This is a genomic window from Kosakonia oryzendophytica, from assembly GCF_027886705.1.
GTDB lineage: Bacteria > Pseudomonadota > Gammaproteobacteria > Enterobacterales > Enterobacteriaceae > Kosakonia > Kosakonia oryzendophytica.
Map to the genome: position 1 here is coordinate 286898 of NZ_CP115659.1, position 16529 is coordinate 303426.

Sequence of the window (16529 nt, forward strand, 5' to 3'; positions counted from 1 at the left end):
GGATGACGGATTACATCGCTGCCCGTATTGACGATCCGCTTATTCACAGCTCTGCGCTGGCGGATTTCGTTGGCGGGATGGTGGAAGGGGCGATCGTGTGGGGCGTCATCGCTTTTGTTGGCACGGGTGTTGGCCTTCTGGTTGCCGGTGTGGCGCTTGCCGGGCTTGCTGCGCTAATTTTCAGCGGCAAACTGGAGGAGATCGGCAATGCTGCGGGCAAAATGGTGGATGCGCTCATCGACCCCGGGCCACCGGACGCGGTTATTGTTTCCGGTTCGGACAATGTTTATATCAAGGGTAAAAAAGCCGCCCGCGCTGCCGGAACGGTGGAGCGCGATTACCTGAACAGCCCCGCGGCTGCCGATGAAGGCATTGACTGGGCCGCTGTCGGTATGGTTGCACTTGCCGTCGCGGCCACAGCTGCGAAAACGATCCTCACGCCAGGCGGTGTGATGATGGCGGTCGCCGAACGCGCCAAAGATATCACCCTCGATGACCTGAAAAAGTGGGGCACCAGCTTTTGGGAAACCCTCACACAACCGGTAGTGGAAAGCGCGAATCCTCATGCGACCCCGATGCCGAAAGACAACGTTGACTGTAAAAAAGGCCATATGGTCACCAGCAGCAACTTTGTCGCGCAGGGCTCGAAAAAAGTCTTAATTAACAACCAGCCAGCCGCCCGCAACGGTGAGAAAAGCACCTGCGAAGCCGAAATCAAAGTCAGTGACGACCCGCGCGTGCGGATCGGTGGCGATACCATTACGGTGCGCGATATTCACAGCGGCAAAAATCAGCTGGCTTATCTACTGGGCAATCTGGTGGGCAGCGTGGGCTTGGGCGCATTGTCGCGGCTGGCGAAGCTCGCTTGTGAACGCCAGTTGCTACGCGGGCTGGCAAAAGAGTTTCTCTGTCTGCTCGGTGGCGTTGCCGTCTCCGATACCCTTTCAGCAGCGCTAATCAGTGCAGCGCACACCTTTTTCCCTGTTCATATTCCGCTTGGCAGCAAAATCCTCGCCAAGGAAGAGGATCTCGACTTTGTGCTGCCGGATCGCATGCCACTCTACTGGCAGCGTATCTACCACAGCCGCAATCGCGCCACCGGCATCCTCGGTACCGGCTGGATGATGCCGTTTGAAACCCGCTTCCTGCGCCTGGCGGAGAACCAGATGATCTTCCGCGATATGAGCGGGCGTGAACTGGGGCTGGGCGAAGTACGGGTCGGCGATATGATCTTCTACCCGGAAGATGGCATGCGGATCTTCGCCAGCCCGAACGGGATCATCGCCATGCAAACGGGCGATGGCGAGCACCAGATCTTTGAACCGGATCCGACTCGATCGGGTGAATGGCGCATCCAGCGCATTTATGACCGCCATGAGAACGCCCACTACTACAGCTGGAACGAAAAAGGCCAGTTGACGCGCATCTCCAGCGATAACGAAGCGCTGGATGTGGAACTGGAGTATGAATCCCGCTTCGGGCGACTGAGTGCTGTGTACCAGATTTGCGCAGACGAGCGCCGTTTGCTGGTCTCTTATCGCTATAACGATCAAGGGCAACTGATCACAGTGACGGACGCCGATGGTGTGGTCACCCGCCAGTTCGGTTGGGATCGCGCCAGCGACATGCTGGCCTGGCACAGCTTCTCGACGGGATTAACGGTGCACTACCAGTGGCGACCAGAGACAGGCTCTGAACACTGGCGCGTGAGCGGCTACCAGGTTCACGACGAACAGGGTGCCGTGCTGGAGAATTGGCGTATCGACGCCGACGAGCAAAAGCGCTACGCCCGGGTCAGCAATGACGAAGGCGTGGTCAGCGAACATCACTGGGATACGCTGTATCGCATCACCCACTATACCGATGTGCACGGTGGTCAGTGGCAATTTAACTGGGCGGGAAATGCCGAACAGTTACGTTCTGCTATTCAACCGGATGGCGGCCGCTGGGAATACACCTGGGACGAGCGCGGTAACCTGACGCTGGAACGCGATCCGCTGGATCGTGCAAGGATGACGACCTGGCATCCGCTGTATGATTTCCCGGCGATTGAAGTGTTACCCGACGGCGCGATCTGGCGCTATGAGTACAACCTGGCGGGGGATGTGGTGGCGCTGACCGACCCGGAAGGCGGTGTCACCCGCTTTGAGTGGAACGATCAGGGCGATTTAACCCGCCGCATCGATGCGCTGGAGAACAGCCACCGGTTCTGGTGGGACGAGCTGGGGCAATTGATCCGCGAAGAGGATTGCTCGGGTTACCAGAGCCGCCGCCAGTACGACACCGCAGGCCGGCTTGTGTCTGTGACCGATCCGCTGGGCAATACCGAGCGTTACCGCTGGAGCGCGGCGTCGCGCCTGCAAACTTTTGTGCGCGCCGATGGCCGCGAGACGTTGTTCAAGTACAACAAAGCCGGGTTACTGTGCGGGCAGAACATTGACGGCATGCTGGAGCGCAACGTCACGCTGAATGCGCGCGGCCAGGTCATCGAAGCGGTGGATTCTGCCGGGCAGGTCACCCGTTTTGCCTTTAACCGCGCTGGCCGCCTGGTCACGCTGACCAATGCCAACAATCAGCAGTGGCGTTTTGATTACACCGCCACCGGGCTGCTGACCCGCCAGCAGGATTACGCCGGGCGGCAGACCGAGTATCTGTACAATGCCGCGCAGCAGGTGGCGACGATGACCCGTCACCCTGCCCGCGGCAGTGCGCTACCGCCGCAGGTGGTGAACTACGAGTACGACGCACTCGGGCGCATGGTGGCGCGGGAAACCGAACAGCACCGCACCGAGTACCGCTACAGTGCGCTGGCGACGGAAATCCGCCGTTATGCCTACGGCGAGTGGCGTCAGTCGGTTATTGATATGCGCGAGCCGCAGAGTATCGATACCATCATCCTGACGCGCAACAAGCTCGGCGACCTGGTCAGTGAAGAGAATGCGTCCGGCAAATACGAGCATCAGTACGATGCATTAAGCAACCTGAGTGCGACCACCTTCCCGGACGGGCGGCAGATGCAGTATCTGCGTTACGGCACCGGGCACCTGCTGGAGATGCAGCTTGTTTTCGGCGGTAAAACGCTGCCGGTGACGGGTTATCAGCGCGATAAACTGCACCGGGAGACGCAGCGCACGCTGGGGTCGCTGGCACTGGATACGGAGTATGACGTTGCCGGGCGCATCACGCAGCGCCGCTGCATGGACAATGTGCGTGACCGGCTGGTGTTTGAGCGGCGTTTCCAGTGGGACCGCGCCGACCAGATTATCCGGCAGATGTACACCGACGGCGCACCGGCGACCCCGGCGGAGAAATACCGTCAGTCGCTGTGGGGTTACGATGCGGCAGGACGCATGACGCAGAGCCTTCAGCCGGGCGGGGAAGAGCGTTTCTGGTATGACGCGGCGGATAACCGCACGACACCGGATTTACAGCCGGTGTGGGACAACCTGTTAAAACGGCTGGACGGTGTGCGCCGGGAATATGACGGCTTTGGCCGGATGACGGAGCGCCACGACAGCCATCGCGGCATCACACAGCGTTTCAGCTACGACGATGAGCAGCGCATCAGCGCGGTGGTGATTGAGGGTGACCCTGAGTTCACCCGGGCGCAGTACCGTTACGACGCCCTGGGCCGCCGTACGGAGAAACAGGTGTGGCGACGCCATACCCGTAAACCGGAACGCACGCAGTACGCATGGTCGGGTTTACAGATGGTGGGCGAGCGCAGCGACAGCGACCCGGACGCAGCCGTGCAGTATGTCTACACGGAAAACAGTTACGAGCCGCTGGCCCGCATCGACAGCCGGCAGCAGCACGCGGAGATGTACTGGTATCACACGGAAATCAACGGCCTGCCGGAGAAAGTGACCGACAGCCGCGGTGAAATCGTGTGGCGCGGCACCTCCACCGCCTGGGGACGCAGTCAGCACGAAAGCGTGCATGCGGAGTGGGACGTGCCGCAGAATCTGCGCTTCCAGGGTCAGTACCTGGACCGCGAAACGGGACTGCACTACAACACCTTCCGCTACTATGACCCCACCGGCGGCTGCTACACCCAGATGGACCCCATCGGACTGCAGGGTGGGTTGAACACCTATACTTATGTTGTGGATCCGCTGGGATGGGTGGATCCGTTGGGTTTAAGGCCATGTGGGCATTTGAACTGGAAAGCTGTTGTTTCTTCAGATGGAGAAACCCGAGTTCAGCATGTAATGAAAGGGCATGGTATATTAAATCCTAATAAGCCAGTGCAAACCTTATTTAATAAAAATCCTATTAAACAAATCAATAAAGCATGGAAAAAAAGAATGAAGTCTAATCCATTCCCGGACTCATCGGATGCAGTATCAGATACATTTATTGTTGATATGAAACATCCTATCGGATACGACAGAGATACCGGGAAGGAGTTAAATAAAATTTTTATCGTTGTTAAGAGAAATACGAACAAGATTATTACCGGTTTTCCTGTTGAGTAAAGTAAGGAGGAAAGATGTTTTGGTTTTGTGTATGTCCAAAATGCTACGGGCAGGGACGTTTGGTTATTAGACGATCGGAGCTGAATGGGCGTTTGTTCTTCAATTGCGATGAGTGTGACTCATCGTGGTTTAATGAAAAGGATATTGGGGCTAGTAACTCTGTTTTCTTAGGGCATGAGGTCCCTTCTTCTTTTGCAACAGAGAATGACATTCAACAAGTTGGATGGGGTAAGTACATGAAAAATGTTTATATAAAATAATACTCTTCCCAGCACGGGACTCAATAGGCTATTTGAATAGTCTATTGGGTCTGAAATCCTTACGCCTAAACTACCGCCTACAGCAGCTTCTATACTTAGATGAATTACAAAATGTTACTGAGTGAACAGGATATCTATACTTATGCGGTGAATCCATTGGTTTGGGGGGACCAGCTGTAGTTGAGAAAATGCACCTGAGGATTTAGCCGTGTTGACGATGCAGCAAGATCTGTACTGAATAAATACAACCCTATGTCTATATTTAAGAACAGAGAATATGGTGGAATTATATATAGAGCGAAAGATGGTAAATATATTTATACCCGAGGTCGCCCAGGTACTGGGAGAACCGCACCGACATTTAAAGAATCATCAGCCGGTTTACCGAAAGGGTCTACACCGGTAGGTCAATATCACACGCATGGTGACTATTCAGATCTCGGGTTTAATAGAACAAATAGGCTTGGTGATGCACATAATAGCGATAAATTTTCGGCCAAAGACATTTTTGTACACAATCAGGCAGATAACACCTTCCCAAGATATACAGATGCCCTAGGCACACCAAGTGGAGATTTTTGGAAAATCTTTGGAAGAGTTAATGGTCCTGATGATGCAATGCCTTTATAGATGTTGGAGTGAGTATGAATATTAAATGCAGTAAAACTTTAGAAGTGCCAAAGGAATTGACGCCTTTTTTATATAATGCTTTTTTTGCGATAAAAAATAGTGAGTGGAGTAAAATTTACGATGTGGAGAATTTTCATATTTTTATAAACCCTACCATCAGAAAATCTGAAGGGCTTGATTTCTTAACGATTACATTTCTTTCGGATGAAATAACGGAAGATAACTGGATGGATATTGGTTCTGATTCTATTGAAATCCAGGAGTTAAATGTAGATTTGGATGTTAAGACCAAGTCTGTTATTTCTATTTATGGTGGTAAATAATGTTTTATAGAAAGGTATGGAAATTTTTTGATGTGTAGTAATGAAAATACGGCGCTGGGAGGGTAATTAGCTTGCATGACACGAATTTTTTTCTGATATTATATATCAATATGCTGGTGCGATATATACAATCGATAAATTCTACTTTCTGCATGAACAATTTGCCGACCTGCGCTTCCAGGGTCAGTGCCTGGACCGCGAAACGGGACTGCACTACAACACCTTCCGCTACTATGACCCCACCGGCGGCTGGTACACCCAGATGGACCCCATCGGGCTGCAGGGCGGGCTGAATACCTATACTTATGTGATTGACCCGCTGGGATGGGTGGACCCGTTGGGGTTGATGTGCTCTAAAAGTGCTAAAGCCTTACGAGAGGGGCCTCAAGGGACGGTTATTACTGTTAAATCGAAACAAGAAGCCCATGATTTATTAATGGAGGCTTTCCCTGATGCCCAGAAAGTAAGAGGGATCGGCTCGCAGGATGCTACTGGTATTAGAAGGAAACATAAAATGGAGCAATTTAAGAAAAGAGACGGTACTGTCCGTTATAGGAAAGACTATCCTATTGATTCTAATACTGGTCGTGTATATGGTCATGATGATCCAAAAGGAACGGGGCATGGTTCTTTGCCTCATGTTAATATTAAACGTTCTGATGGAACAATGGTGAGGATAGATATAGATGGTTGATTTGCCAATTGAACAATTAGCACTTGCTATAGAAAAGGGTAAGGTTAGAGGTTTTGATGAGGTGAAGGAGATTAATGGTGAGAATTATTACTTTCAATATGCTCTAAAAAAAGAAGGTGAAATATACCGCACTTATTTTTTTCAGGTGCCGGAAAAAAAAATGGAACTAGTCGAAGACTATGCAACTGAAGAAATCAGTTCATTTTCCGATATAGGTGATGCTTTCAATTATTTTAGGGGACAAGGAGTTGATATTACGAGGTTTTCTGCAATTAGAGGAACGTTACCATTTTAAATGGATAAAAGCCGGTACAAGCTTATGCCTTTCCGGCTTTTTATTATTTAATCTTGGATTGTTCAGGTGAAATCGATGGGCGGAGAGGCGAAATAAGATATTTCTATATTGGGTTGTGCTCCTTTTTCTAAAATCTTAAAGAAGTGTATGTGAATATTAAGGGTAAATTGTTTTATGAGATTAATCCTAATGGTATGAGGCTGTTATAAAAAACTCTGAATGGGTTAAAACGAATCAGTTGCATTATTCAAATTATGAAACTACGTATTGTAAATACGACTGCTATATAGACAATCCAAATAGCCAGCATGTCAATACGGGTAGCAAACCATATTAAGTATAAACATCCTACATTACCAAACCACTCCTTCTTTTAATTTCCCTGCATACTGTCGATACCGCCATAGTGCTCACCATCCGCAAGCTCCGGTTTACAGCCGGTGTGCGCCGGGAGTATGACGGCTTTGGCCGGATGACGGAGCGCCACGACAGCCACCGGGGCATCACGCAGCGTTTCAGCTACGACGATGAGCAGCGCATCAGCGCGGTGGTGATTGAGGGTGACCCGGCGTTCACCCGGGCGGAGTACCGCTACGACGCCCTGGGTCGCCGCACGGAGAAACAGGTGTGGCGACGCCATACCCGTAAACCGGAACGCACGCAGTACGCGTGGTCGGGTTTACAGATGGTGGGCGAGCGCAGCGACAGCGACCCGGACGCAGCCAGCGCGAAAGCGTGCATGTGGAGTGGGACGTGCCGCAGAACCTGCGTTTCCAGGGACAGTACCTGGACCGCGAAACGGGACTGCACTACAACACCTTCCGCTACTATGACCCCACCGGGGGCTGCTACACCCAGATGGACCCCATCGGGCTGCAGGGCGGGCTGAACACGTATACGTATGTTGTGGATCCGCTGGGATGGGTGGACCCGTTGGGTTTGAGTCGGGTGTGCTCATTGAAGAAACCTCCCAAAAAACCTCTTTCAAGGAAAGAGCTCGATGCAATGAATAAATCAATTAATGATATCCTTGATGGTAAAGGCATTATTCGTTCTGACGGGGCAGGTGGTCAAAAAATATTCCAGGGAAGAGGTAAAAATGCTGGTTGGAAGGGAGCTAAAGAATGGGAGGTAATTAAAGGGAATAATGACATGAGAATATTGACTCTTGATTTGGGAAATGGGAAAACTAAATTTGGTTTTAGCCCAGATCATTATGAAAGAATATTCGATGTTATAGTTGATGGTATGTGGTTTTAATATTATTAAATAAGGGGATTCCAATGGAATATTTATATAAAATATATGATGAATCTGGAAATATCATCCTTTCCTGTCATGATTTGATTGAGTGTCAGGATTTTTCAAGAATTGGCGATGCTTACTTATTCGCTCTTAATGGCCTATCGAAAAATGATGTTGATTTTTCGATAGGCGATCAGGTCTATCGATTGGAATGCGCTGATTATAATGGGAGATTAGATTTCGACTTTACTGTAAAGAAAATAATAAAATCTAATGGGACAATTTATCTGTATCTAATCGTTATGAATAGTATGTATGAAATCGGTGTACTTTCATTATTAAAAGTACATAATAGTAGTAATGAAAGGTTCTGGTTGGACTTGGTTAAAGAGTCCAAAAGAGTTTATATCTCTGCATGTTATATGATTAATGGCGTGAGAGATTCTTTAGAAAAAAATACTATTATAATTGAAGGTAAATATATACATGATTACTATTCCTTCTACTGTGAGTTTGGTTATGCATTCTTTGGTATCTTTGGTTATGTGGGGAAAAATCTAGATGCATTCGATGATTGCATCGTTGAGCTTAAAAAAAATAGAGTCTCAATAGATATTATTTGGAAAGACAGCGAGCTTTCTTTTAAAGCTATTGATAACACAATTCCCAATGAAATTTATACGCTATCTTCGTATGATATCGTTGAGATTCTTCGGGAACATTGCAATTTAACTCTCCAGTAAGAGTTAATATCTCTAATAAATTTGTTATGAGGAGGGCTGAAGTTTCTATATCATCCATTTTGGATGATATAACGTAAAGTAACAGAGTGAACATTGGATTTGGTTTTATTAATGTTCTGGCGAGGATGTATATTTTGATGTTAGAATTAAGGTTTTTATTTGTGTCGATAAAAAAACTTGTTCTATGCTGCTTTCCGGCATAGATTATGGAGTACGGCTGGAATTAGCTGATGAGCAAATGTTTTTAAGTGGCTATGAATAATGAAAAATGATGAAGGTTTGATTCTCTCAAGAGAAGAGATTAACACATTGATTAAAGCAATCATTTATCTGAAATTTACATGTCAGGAGACTGGTTCATTATTGTATGCGGGGAGTCCGTTAATCAATTCGGCTCTCGATAAATTTTTAGTGATGTATGGTTACAAATCTGACTGGGAAAAGGTTTTTGAAAACCTTCCAGAGGTTAATAAGAAAGTAGTGTTCAACAAAATTTTAGCTTCTGAAAAGGAAAATGGTTCTCTTTTAGACGAAAAAATAAAGGATTTAATCATTAACTATTGTCTTCATCCATATAAAATTTAAAGAAAATTTCGGGGATATCTACCGGATGAATATCTACTTTTACCATGATAGATCTATGAGCATGAGAGCATAGGCAACTTAACTCGACGACAAATCAGGTAGCGCTGCCGGAATAAGAAATCCTTCCGTTACTCTACTTGATATAAGTAGGCGGATAACCGCACGACACCGGATTTACAGCCGGTGTGGGACAACCTGTTAAAACGGCTGGACGGTGTGCGCCGGGAGTATGACGGCTTTGGCCGGATGACGGAGCGCCACGACAGCCATCGCGGCATCACACAGCGTTTCAGCTACGACGATGAGCAGCGCATCAGCGCGGTAGTGATTGAGGGTGACCCTGAGTTCACCCGGGCGGAGTACCGTTACGACGCCCTGGGCCGCCGTACGGAGAAACAGGTGTGGCGACGCCATGCCCGTAAACCGGAACGCACGCAGTACGCGTGGTCAGGCCTGCAGATGGTGGGCGAACGCAGCGACAGCGACCCGGACGCAGCCGTGCAGTATGTCTACACGGAAAACAGTTACGAGCCGCTGGCCCGTATCGACAGCCGCCAGCAGCACGCGGAGATGTACTGGTATCACACGGAAATCAACGGCCTGCCGGAGAAAATGACCGACAGCCATGGCGAAATCGTGTGGCGCGGCACCTCCACCGCCTGGGGACGCAGTCAGCGCGAAAGCGTGCATGCGGAGTGGGACGTGCCGCAGAACCTGCGTTTCCAGGGACAGTACCTGGACCGCGAAACGGGACTGCACTACAACACCTTCCGTTACTATGACCCCACCGGGGGCTGCTACACCCAGATGGACCCAATCGGGCTGCAGGGCGGGCTGAACACCTATACGTATGTTGTGGATCCGCTGGGATGGGTGGATCCGTTGGGGTTGGCTGGGTGTAACGTAAAATTTGCATCCAGAAATGCTGCGTTTAGGGCTGCCAAGAGAGATGCCGGGATTCCAATGAAACAACATCCAGATAGGATATTTAATCCTAAAACTGGGTTCGAAGGGGATTATAGACATGTCCTAATGACTGACTCTCATGGGGATACTATTTTAGACGCTGGTGGTAAGCCAATATGGACGAAAGAATATCAGTTTACCAGGAATGACGGTTCAAAAATAGTCATCCAAGACCACTCGGCTGGGCATTCTTATCCGAATGGCATAGGTGATCAAGGGGCTCATATAAATATAAGGCCGATCGAAAATATTAGAACAGAGCATGTCCCTGGTACTGCGGATCATTATGATTTTTGAGGTTAAAAAATGTATTGGAATGATTTAGATGGTACTTTTTTACTGAGAAAGGTTTTTTTAGAGCCTGTAGAAATATCTACTATAGATCTATTTTCTATCAAATTTGATCGTGAAGGTCCTATGGCTTATATAGAATTTGACCTTGTCGGTGCGTTACCTAACAATCCGCCACCTAAATGGGTCAAAAATTACAACCGATGTCGATGTGGCTTGAATTGCAGTGGGATTAAGATGCTGAAAATGGATGGCATAAAAACTAACATGATAGTAAATATTAGGATAGAGGATAGAAATAAAATTTTTATCTCAGGTGATGATTTTTCGTTAACACTTGAATGTTTACATATACAGTTTGCGGGGCCGTCGGTTTATATTGCATAGTTAAATAAATAATCCGGGAGTAATTTATAATACCGGATTTTTTATAGTTCCCATAATTATCCATCTACATGCGATAATCAATATCTACGTAGGAGAAAGTGACCGACAGCCGTGGTGAAATCGTGTGGCACGGCACCTCCACCGCCTGGGGACGCAGTCAGCACGAAAGCGTGCATGCGGAGTGGGACGTGCCGCAGAACCTGCGCTTCCAGGGTCAGTACCTGGACCGCGAAACGGGACTGCACTACAACACCTTCCGCTACTATGACCCCACCGGGGGCTGCTACACCCAGATGGACCCCATCGGGCTGCAGGGCGGGCTGAACACGTATACTTACGTAGTGGATCCGCTGGGATGGGTGGACCCGTTGGGTTTAGCTGTCGTTCGTTTGAGGCACTATACAAGCAACCAAGGGTTTACTGGTATCCAAGAAACAATGGTAATTAAGGCTGGAGATCAGAATGCAGTATTTGCCACTAAGGCAAAAGGTAAACCATTAAGTATGGCTGATGCAGCTGATAGATTTAAAATTAAACAGAACTATGCTCGCAATTATATAGACTTCGATATTGACGATAGTCGTGTCGAATTTAGGAAAAATGATTTAGGTGTTGAAGAGTATAAGATAAAAGGTGATGTTGAACTTAACTCGAAAACCACGAAATTTATTAAAAGGTGCTGATGTATGAAAAATAAGAGTAAGGAAAATATTGAAGAATTAAAAGAAGTTACGGCTTTTCTGGAAGAAATTGTCTCTGTATCAGATAAGATAGGTTCCGGTTTCGAGCATAGTAATGTTACAGCCGCAGCATTATTACTTTTCTTTAATCAATGCAATGTGCTTGACAAATTGTCCAAAGTAAGAAAATTTTTATACCATGAGCTGGAGGAAAGAATGTCTCCTGATGAATTTGATGAATATTTAGAGGTTGAGACTGCAGTATGGCGTCCTCCTTATGGCAAAACGGAAGAGGAAATTCTAGAAATGCTAAATAAAAAATAATTAACTCTTGTGAAAGAGGGCGTTAAAATTTCTTCAAGAGTTGATGAAATGGTTATTAATAATCAGATAAGCAACAATATCGTTATTGGGGCATACTTTATAGGGCACATCTACTGATTTGGATGTTTTAGGAAAACTTGATCTTCGCTAAATGGCGACACTTGAATATTAGTGCCCGGTGTGCCATATAGCAGTTTCAAATATCTAACTTTCCAGAGTAACTGCATTATGAGTGAAAATGGATTAATTTGCATTTTCACAAATCTTATATGGAAACATTCTTGTTAATAACTTTGATAGACAAGTTTTAAGCAGATACTTTTAGTCCAGCACTCAGCATATCCTCACAGCTACGACGATGAGCAGCGCATCAGCACGGTGGTGATTGAGGGTGACCCTGAGTTCACCCGGGCAGAATACCGTTACGATGCCCTGGGCCGCCGTATGGAGAAACAGGTGTGGCGACGCCATACCCGTAAACCGGAACGCACGCAGTACGCGTGGTCAGGCCTGCAGATGGTGGGCGAGCGCAGCGACAGCGACCCGGACGCAGCCGTGCAGTATGTCTACACGGAAAACAGTTACGAGCCGCTGGCCCGCATCGACAGCCGGCAGCAGCACGCGGAGATGTACTGGTATCACACGGAAATCAACGGCCTGCCGGAGAAAGTAACCGACAGCCGGGGTGAAATCGTGTGGCGCGGCACCTCCACCGCCTGGGGACGCAGTCAGCGCGAAAGCGTGCATGCGGAGTGGGACGTGCCGCAGAACCTGCGTTTCCAGGGACAGTACCTGGACCGCGAAACGGGACTGCACTACAACACCTTCCGTTACTATGACCCCACCGGGGGCTGCTACACCCAGATGGACCCCATCGGGCTGCAGGGCGGGCTGAACACCTATACGTATGTTGTGGATCCGCTGGGATGGGTGGACCCGTTGGGGTTGATGTGCGCTCCTGCTTTCTTTAAAGGTAAATTTGCAAAAGATCATCCATTCTCTGCGTCACAAATGGAAGTGATCAAACCGGGAACAAAGGCATGGAAGCAGGCTATTAAAGAGATGCAAGAGGTTGTAAACGGTTCAGGAGATGGGCGCAAGTTTCAAGTTAGAGTTGAATCTAGTTCAGATGCAAAAAAACTTTTAAAAGAAGCCCAAGGAAATATGAATCGATATAAAGAAAACACCTATAGTCGCTCGTCTGGAAACGAAAAATATACGAAAGGATATGAGCAGCATATGCAGGATGAGGGTAGCATTTTAGATTTGTATCATGTGAAATGGTACAACAATGGTGCAGATGGTCATGTATTCTATGATGTCCCGCATTGACAGAGGTTAGAGTATGAATGAATCGCTTGGATATATGGATTATGATTTTTCGAGTTTGAGGAAATCAGATGTTATAGAGCGGGAGCACGCCCGCGAAATTTTCATGAAGTATTTTGAAATAAAGAAAGAGTATAAATTAAAAGGTCTTTTTGAATTTAATCAGCTAGACAGTGTGTTATCTGATAATCACTATTTAGTGATGAATAATGATCCCAGACGAAAGGGGAAACGTATTTTTTTTACAGGGAATGTGGTAGAGGCTGCAAAAATGGATTTATTGGATTTTCTTAGGGGGCCGATAGAGAAATATGATCTAATAATTCCTTTAATTATTGTTCCTGTAACGGAAAATATCTTGCCAGAGTATATTATTACTACACAGGAAGATCCTCTTTTTGAGTTTATGGTACCTCGCTGAACAATATTGGTTTGGTATTATTTATTGAAAGCAAAAATAACTTTAAAACCACCTGAATATTAAGGATCACTGCAAACCGCTGGCACCGGGCACCTGCTGGAGATGCAGCTTGTTTTCGGCGGTAAAACGCTGCCGGTGACGGGTTATCAGCGCGATAAACTGCACCGGGAGACGCAGCGCACGCTGGGGTCGCTGGCACTGGATACGGAGTATGACGTTGCGGGGCGCATCACGCAGCGCCGCTGCATGGACAATGTGCGTGACCGGCTGGTGTTTGAGCGGCGTTTCCAGTGGGACCGCGCCGACCAGATTATCCGCCAGATGTACACCGACGGTGCACCGGCGACCCCGGCGGAGAAATACCGTCAGTCGCTGTGGGGTTACGATGCGGCAGGACGCATGACGCAGAGCCTTCAGCCGGGCGGGGAAGAGCGTTTCTGGTATGACGCGGCGGATAACCGCACGACACCGGATTTACAGCCGGTGTGGGACAACCTGTTAAAACGGCTGGACGGTGTGCGCCGGGAATATGACGGCTTTGGCCGGATGACGGAGCGCCACGACAGCCATCGCGGCATCACACAGCGTTTCAGCTACGACGATGAGCAGCGCATCAGCGCGGTGGTGATTGAGGGTGACCCTGAGTTCACCCGGGCGCAGTACCGTTACGACGCCCTGGGCCGCCGTACGGAGAAACAGGTGTGGCGACGCCATACCCGTAAACCGGAACGCACGCAGTACGCATGGTCGGGTTTACAGATGGTGGGCGAGCGCAGCGACAGCGACCCGGACGCAGCCGTGCAGTATGTCTACACGGAAAACAGCTACGAGCCGCTGGCCCGCATCGACAGCCGGCAGCAGCACGCGGAGATGTACTGGTATCACACGGAAATCAACGGCCTGCCGGAGAAAGTGACCGACAGCCGGGGTGAAATTGTGTGGCGCGGCACCTCCACCGCCTGGGGACGCAGTCAGCACGAAAGCGTGCATGCGGAGTGGGACGTGCCGCAGAACCTGCGTTTCCAGGGACAGTACCTGGACCGCGAAACGGGACTGCACTACAACACCTTCCGCTACTATGACCCCACCGGGGGCTGCTACACCCAGATGGACCCCATCGGGCTGCAGGGCGGGCTGAACACATATACGTATGTTGTCGATCCGCTGGGATGGGTTGATCCGTTGGGGTTGGCTGGGTGTTCGTTACCATCAAAAGTCAATTTGACTCGTGGGGGAGTTCAACACGTTAAAGAGCGACACGTAGGAAATAAAATTGGCTGGGAGCATAAAAGTAAATGGGTTATAGGTAACGCGGAATGGAAATCAACAGTTAGACATGTTTTCCGTAATCCAGATCGAATAACACGTGATGGTTCTCGGTTCGTTTATGAAAAAACTTTATCGAAAGCGGTAGGACGAACCCCTGAAGGTGAAGTTTTGACAAAAGTTAGGGTTGTGGTTGAATCAAATGGTGATCTGGTTACTGCATTCCCGCAAAGTGTATTTAGGGATGCTAAAATAACAGATATGATATTGTGAGGTAGTTATGGCATTAGATTTACATATAAATGTTTCAGGTGAAATTTTTCATTTTGATATCAGCGAATCATTACACTCATCTATTTTTTCTAACAAGACAAGATGGAGTAGTCTAAAATATTTAAGAAAAATAAAAGATTATTACCGTGCTGACAGTATTTTTAAGGAAAATGATGCCATTTTATTTATTAATGAGTTAATTCAAATTTGTGAAGTTAATTCACTGGAAGGAATAGATATAAAGGAAATAAAAAAAATAATAAATAATGGCGAAATGAAATACATAAGAGTTAGTAGCGATTAGTAAACAACAGGTCGGAAGTAATTTCAACGATTTTTCCGGCCTAGTGTAAAGGCATGAGAGTATTTTACAGATCTCTTTAACTGCTTTTATATATAATCAAGTTGATTCTCCATTTTGCCGTTTTTTGACATGATAGTAAATCAACTCTGCTCAAGTTAATTTTAACACAGTGTCCTTAACTTTTCGGTTTCTTTGAAAATTCTGATTTTTAGAACCTGCAGTAACCATCGACTGCTATTCAGCTTGATTTCCAGAACCATGAGATGGCAAAACTAGATATTAAAATATTTTACTCAGCCAATGGAGAATGGTCCGACTTTGTTACTGGGGGCAGAAAAGGGATACTTTCTCATACTCATGATGATGTAAGCTGACCTATGGTAGGAAACTCCGGAGCAGTAAGAGGCGGGAAATCGCCTATAGGTAGAGGGGAGGCAGGTGGCTATTTTTTCAGAAAAAGCTGCAGTTTTATTCGATAAGTTTAAGAAAAAAGGTGTTAATGATGATAGATAAGTCGAAAATTATTGATGGGGAAACCATTGATAATAAAAAAGATAACAACCCAAGAATTATTTAACATAAAAGATGAAATTTTACATGGTGAATGCATAACATGATCGAAAATGAAAAGCCACAAGATGGTTTGGTATTTGTAAATGAAAATAATCCAAACGAATTCATCATATTTAATTTTTATACTTGGGTATCTATTATTAAAGGGATCATGGTTTTTTATGGTCAGAAAACTGAAGATGAGGCGCAAAGAATAATTAATAATACGCCTCTGTTTACCCGTCCACCCCAAAATTATCTTGAAGCATCTTTGTTAGGTCATGAAGAAGAGTACTATTGGGCTATGGTCATGTCGCATGGCGAACGTTTTTTTGATAAAGGATACAGTTACACTGCACCAGAGGGTTACCTTGCATGGGAGGATAACTATATACAAGAACATAACCTTGCCAAAGCATCGTTATTTTTTAATGATTGATTTATGATGTTTTAGCGGACTTTTATGTTACGGTTTCCACCGTG

General features: G+C 47.4%; 11 protein-coding genes and 6 pseudogenes. All 17 read left to right on the plus strand.

Translation table 11 applies throughout. The features are described from left to right. The first annotated feature begins 2 nt into the window (after window positions 1-2). The 17 genes and pseudogenes from O9K67_RS01230 (at window position 3) to O9K67_RS01315 (ending at window position 16485) form a co-directional block, all read left to right on the plus strand. Window positions 3-4478, plus strand: a complete 4476-nt coding sequence (locus tag O9K67_RS01230) for an RHS repeat-associated core domain-containing protein (protein ID WP_271044632.1) — start codon at window positions 3-5, stop codon at window positions 4476-4478. A 512-nt stretch (window positions 4479-4990) separates the two neighbouring features. Beyond that, window positions 4991-5368, plus strand: a complete 378-nt coding sequence (locus tag O9K67_RS01235; RefSeq protein ID WP_071889829.1) for a DUF4329 domain-containing protein — start codon at window positions 4991-4993, stop codon at window positions 5366-5368. Between the two features lie 14 nt (window positions 5369-5382). Next, complete coding sequence (locus tag O9K67_RS01240) at window positions 5383-5691, plus strand: hypothetical protein (RefSeq protein ID WP_061492677.1); 309 nt, start codon at window positions 5383-5385, stop codon at window positions 5689-5691. 166 nt (window positions 5692-5857) lie between these two features. Further along, a pseudogene (locus tag O9K67_RS24710) lies at window positions 5858-6037 on the plus strand (RHS repeat-associated core domain-containing protein); the annotation flags it as partial. A 340-nt stretch (window positions 6038-6377) separates the two neighbouring features. After that, window positions 6378-6680, plus strand: a complete 303-nt coding sequence (locus tag O9K67_RS01250) for a hypothetical protein (RefSeq protein ID WP_071889831.1) — start codon at window positions 6378-6380, stop codon at window positions 6678-6680. A 424-nt stretch (window positions 6681-7104) separates the two neighbouring features. Next, window positions 7105-7625: pseudogene (locus tag O9K67_RS01255) on the plus strand (RHS repeat-associated core domain-containing protein); the annotation flags it as partial. A 338-nt stretch (window positions 7626-7963) separates the two neighbouring features. Further along, on the plus strand, window positions 7964-8668 hold the full coding sequence (locus O9K67_RS01260; protein WP_061492683.1) for a barstar family protein: 705 nt from the start codon (window positions 7964-7966) through the stop codon (window positions 8666-8668). A 261-nt stretch (window positions 8669-8929) separates the two neighbouring features. Continuing rightward, on the plus strand, window positions 8930-9253 hold the full coding sequence (locus O9K67_RS01265) for a hypothetical protein (RefSeq protein WP_061492685.1): 324 nt from the start codon (window positions 8930-8932) through the stop codon (window positions 9251-9253). Between the two features lie 150 nt (window positions 9254-9403). Further along, a pseudogene (locus O9K67_RS01270) lies at window positions 9404-10516 on the plus strand (RHS repeat-associated core domain-containing protein); the annotation flags it as partial. Between the two features lie 9 nt (window positions 10517-10525). Continuing rightward, the gene (locus O9K67_RS01280) at window positions 10526-10897 is read left to right on the plus strand and encodes an Imm50 family immunity protein (RefSeq protein WP_061492689.1); all 372 of its coding nucleotides are present in this window, start codon (window positions 10526-10528) and stop codon (window positions 10895-10897) included. Window positions 10898-10989: 92 nt separating this feature from the next. Further along, window positions 10990-11580, plus strand: a pseudogene (locus O9K67_RS01285) (RHS repeat-associated core domain-containing protein); the annotation flags it as partial. Between the two features lie 3 nt (window positions 11581-11583). Then, entirely contained in the window at window positions 11584-11901 is a 318-nt protein-coding gene (locus O9K67_RS01290) for a hypothetical protein (protein ID WP_061492693.1), read from the plus strand. A gap of 348 nt (window positions 11902-12249) precedes the next feature. Further along, window positions 12250-12849, plus strand: a pseudogene (locus tag O9K67_RS01295) (RHS repeat-associated core domain-containing protein); the annotation flags it as partial. Between the two features lie 397 nt (window positions 12850-13246). Further along, on the plus strand, window positions 13247-13651 hold the full coding sequence (locus O9K67_RS01300; protein WP_061492697.1) for a hypothetical protein: 405 nt from the start codon (window positions 13247-13249) through the stop codon (window positions 13649-13651). Between the two features lie 81 nt (window positions 13652-13732). Then, window positions 13733-14845 (plus strand): annotated as a pseudogene (locus O9K67_RS01305) (RHS repeat-associated core domain-containing protein); the annotation flags it as partial. A gap of 352 nt (window positions 14846-15197) precedes the next feature. After that, entirely contained in the window at window positions 15198-15494 is a 297-nt protein-coding gene (locus O9K67_RS01310) for a hypothetical protein (RefSeq protein WP_139109656.1), read from the plus strand. Between the two features lie 613 nt (window positions 15495-16107). Continuing rightward, the gene (locus O9K67_RS01315; RefSeq protein WP_061492700.1) at window positions 16108-16485 is read left to right on the plus strand and encodes a hypothetical protein; all 378 of its coding nucleotides are present in this window, start codon (window positions 16108-16110) and stop codon (window positions 16483-16485) included. The last annotated feature ends 44 nt before the right edge of the window (window positions 16486-16529 follow it).

Excerpts from the sequence above, each read along its gene's own strand:
- O9K67_RS01230 (WP_271044632.1), top strand. The coding sequence starts at position 3 with ATGACGGATTACATCGCTGCCCGTATTGACGATCCGCTTATTCACAGC.
- O9K67_RS01235 (WP_071889829.1), top strand. The coding sequence starts at position 4,991 with ATGTCTATATTTAAGAACAGAGAATATGGTGGAATTATATATAGAGCG.
- O9K67_RS01240 (WP_061492677.1), top strand. The coding sequence starts at position 5,383 with ATGAATATTAAATGCAGTAAAACTTTAGAAGTGCCAAAGGAATTGACG.
- O9K67_RS01250 (WP_071889831.1), top strand. The coding sequence starts at position 6,378 with ATGGTTGATTTGCCAATTGAACAATTAGCACTTGCTATAGAAAAGGGT.
- O9K67_RS01260 (WP_061492683.1), top strand. The coding sequence starts at position 7,964 with ATGGAATATTTATATAAAATATATGATGAATCTGGAAATATCATCCTT.
- O9K67_RS01265 (WP_061492685.1), top strand. The coding sequence starts at position 8,930 with ATGAAAAATGATGAAGGTTTGATTCTCTCAAGAGAAGAGATTAACACA.
- O9K67_RS01280 (WP_061492689.1), top strand. The coding sequence starts at position 10,526 with ATGTATTGGAATGATTTAGATGGTACTTTTTTACTGAGAAAGGTTTTT.
- O9K67_RS01290 (WP_061492693.1), top strand. The coding sequence starts at position 11,584 with ATGAAAAATAAGAGTAAGGAAAATATTGAAGAATTAAAAGAAGTTACG.
- O9K67_RS01300 (WP_061492697.1), top strand. The coding sequence starts at position 13,247 with ATGAATGAATCGCTTGGATATATGGATTATGATTTTTCGAGTTTGAGG.
- O9K67_RS01310 (WP_139109656.1), top strand. The coding sequence starts at position 15,198 with ATGGCATTAGATTTACATATAAATGTTTCAGGTGAAATTTTTCATTTT.
- O9K67_RS01315 (WP_061492700.1), top strand. The coding sequence starts at position 16,108 with ATGATCGAAAATGAAAAGCCACAAGATGGTTTGGTATTTGTAAATGAA.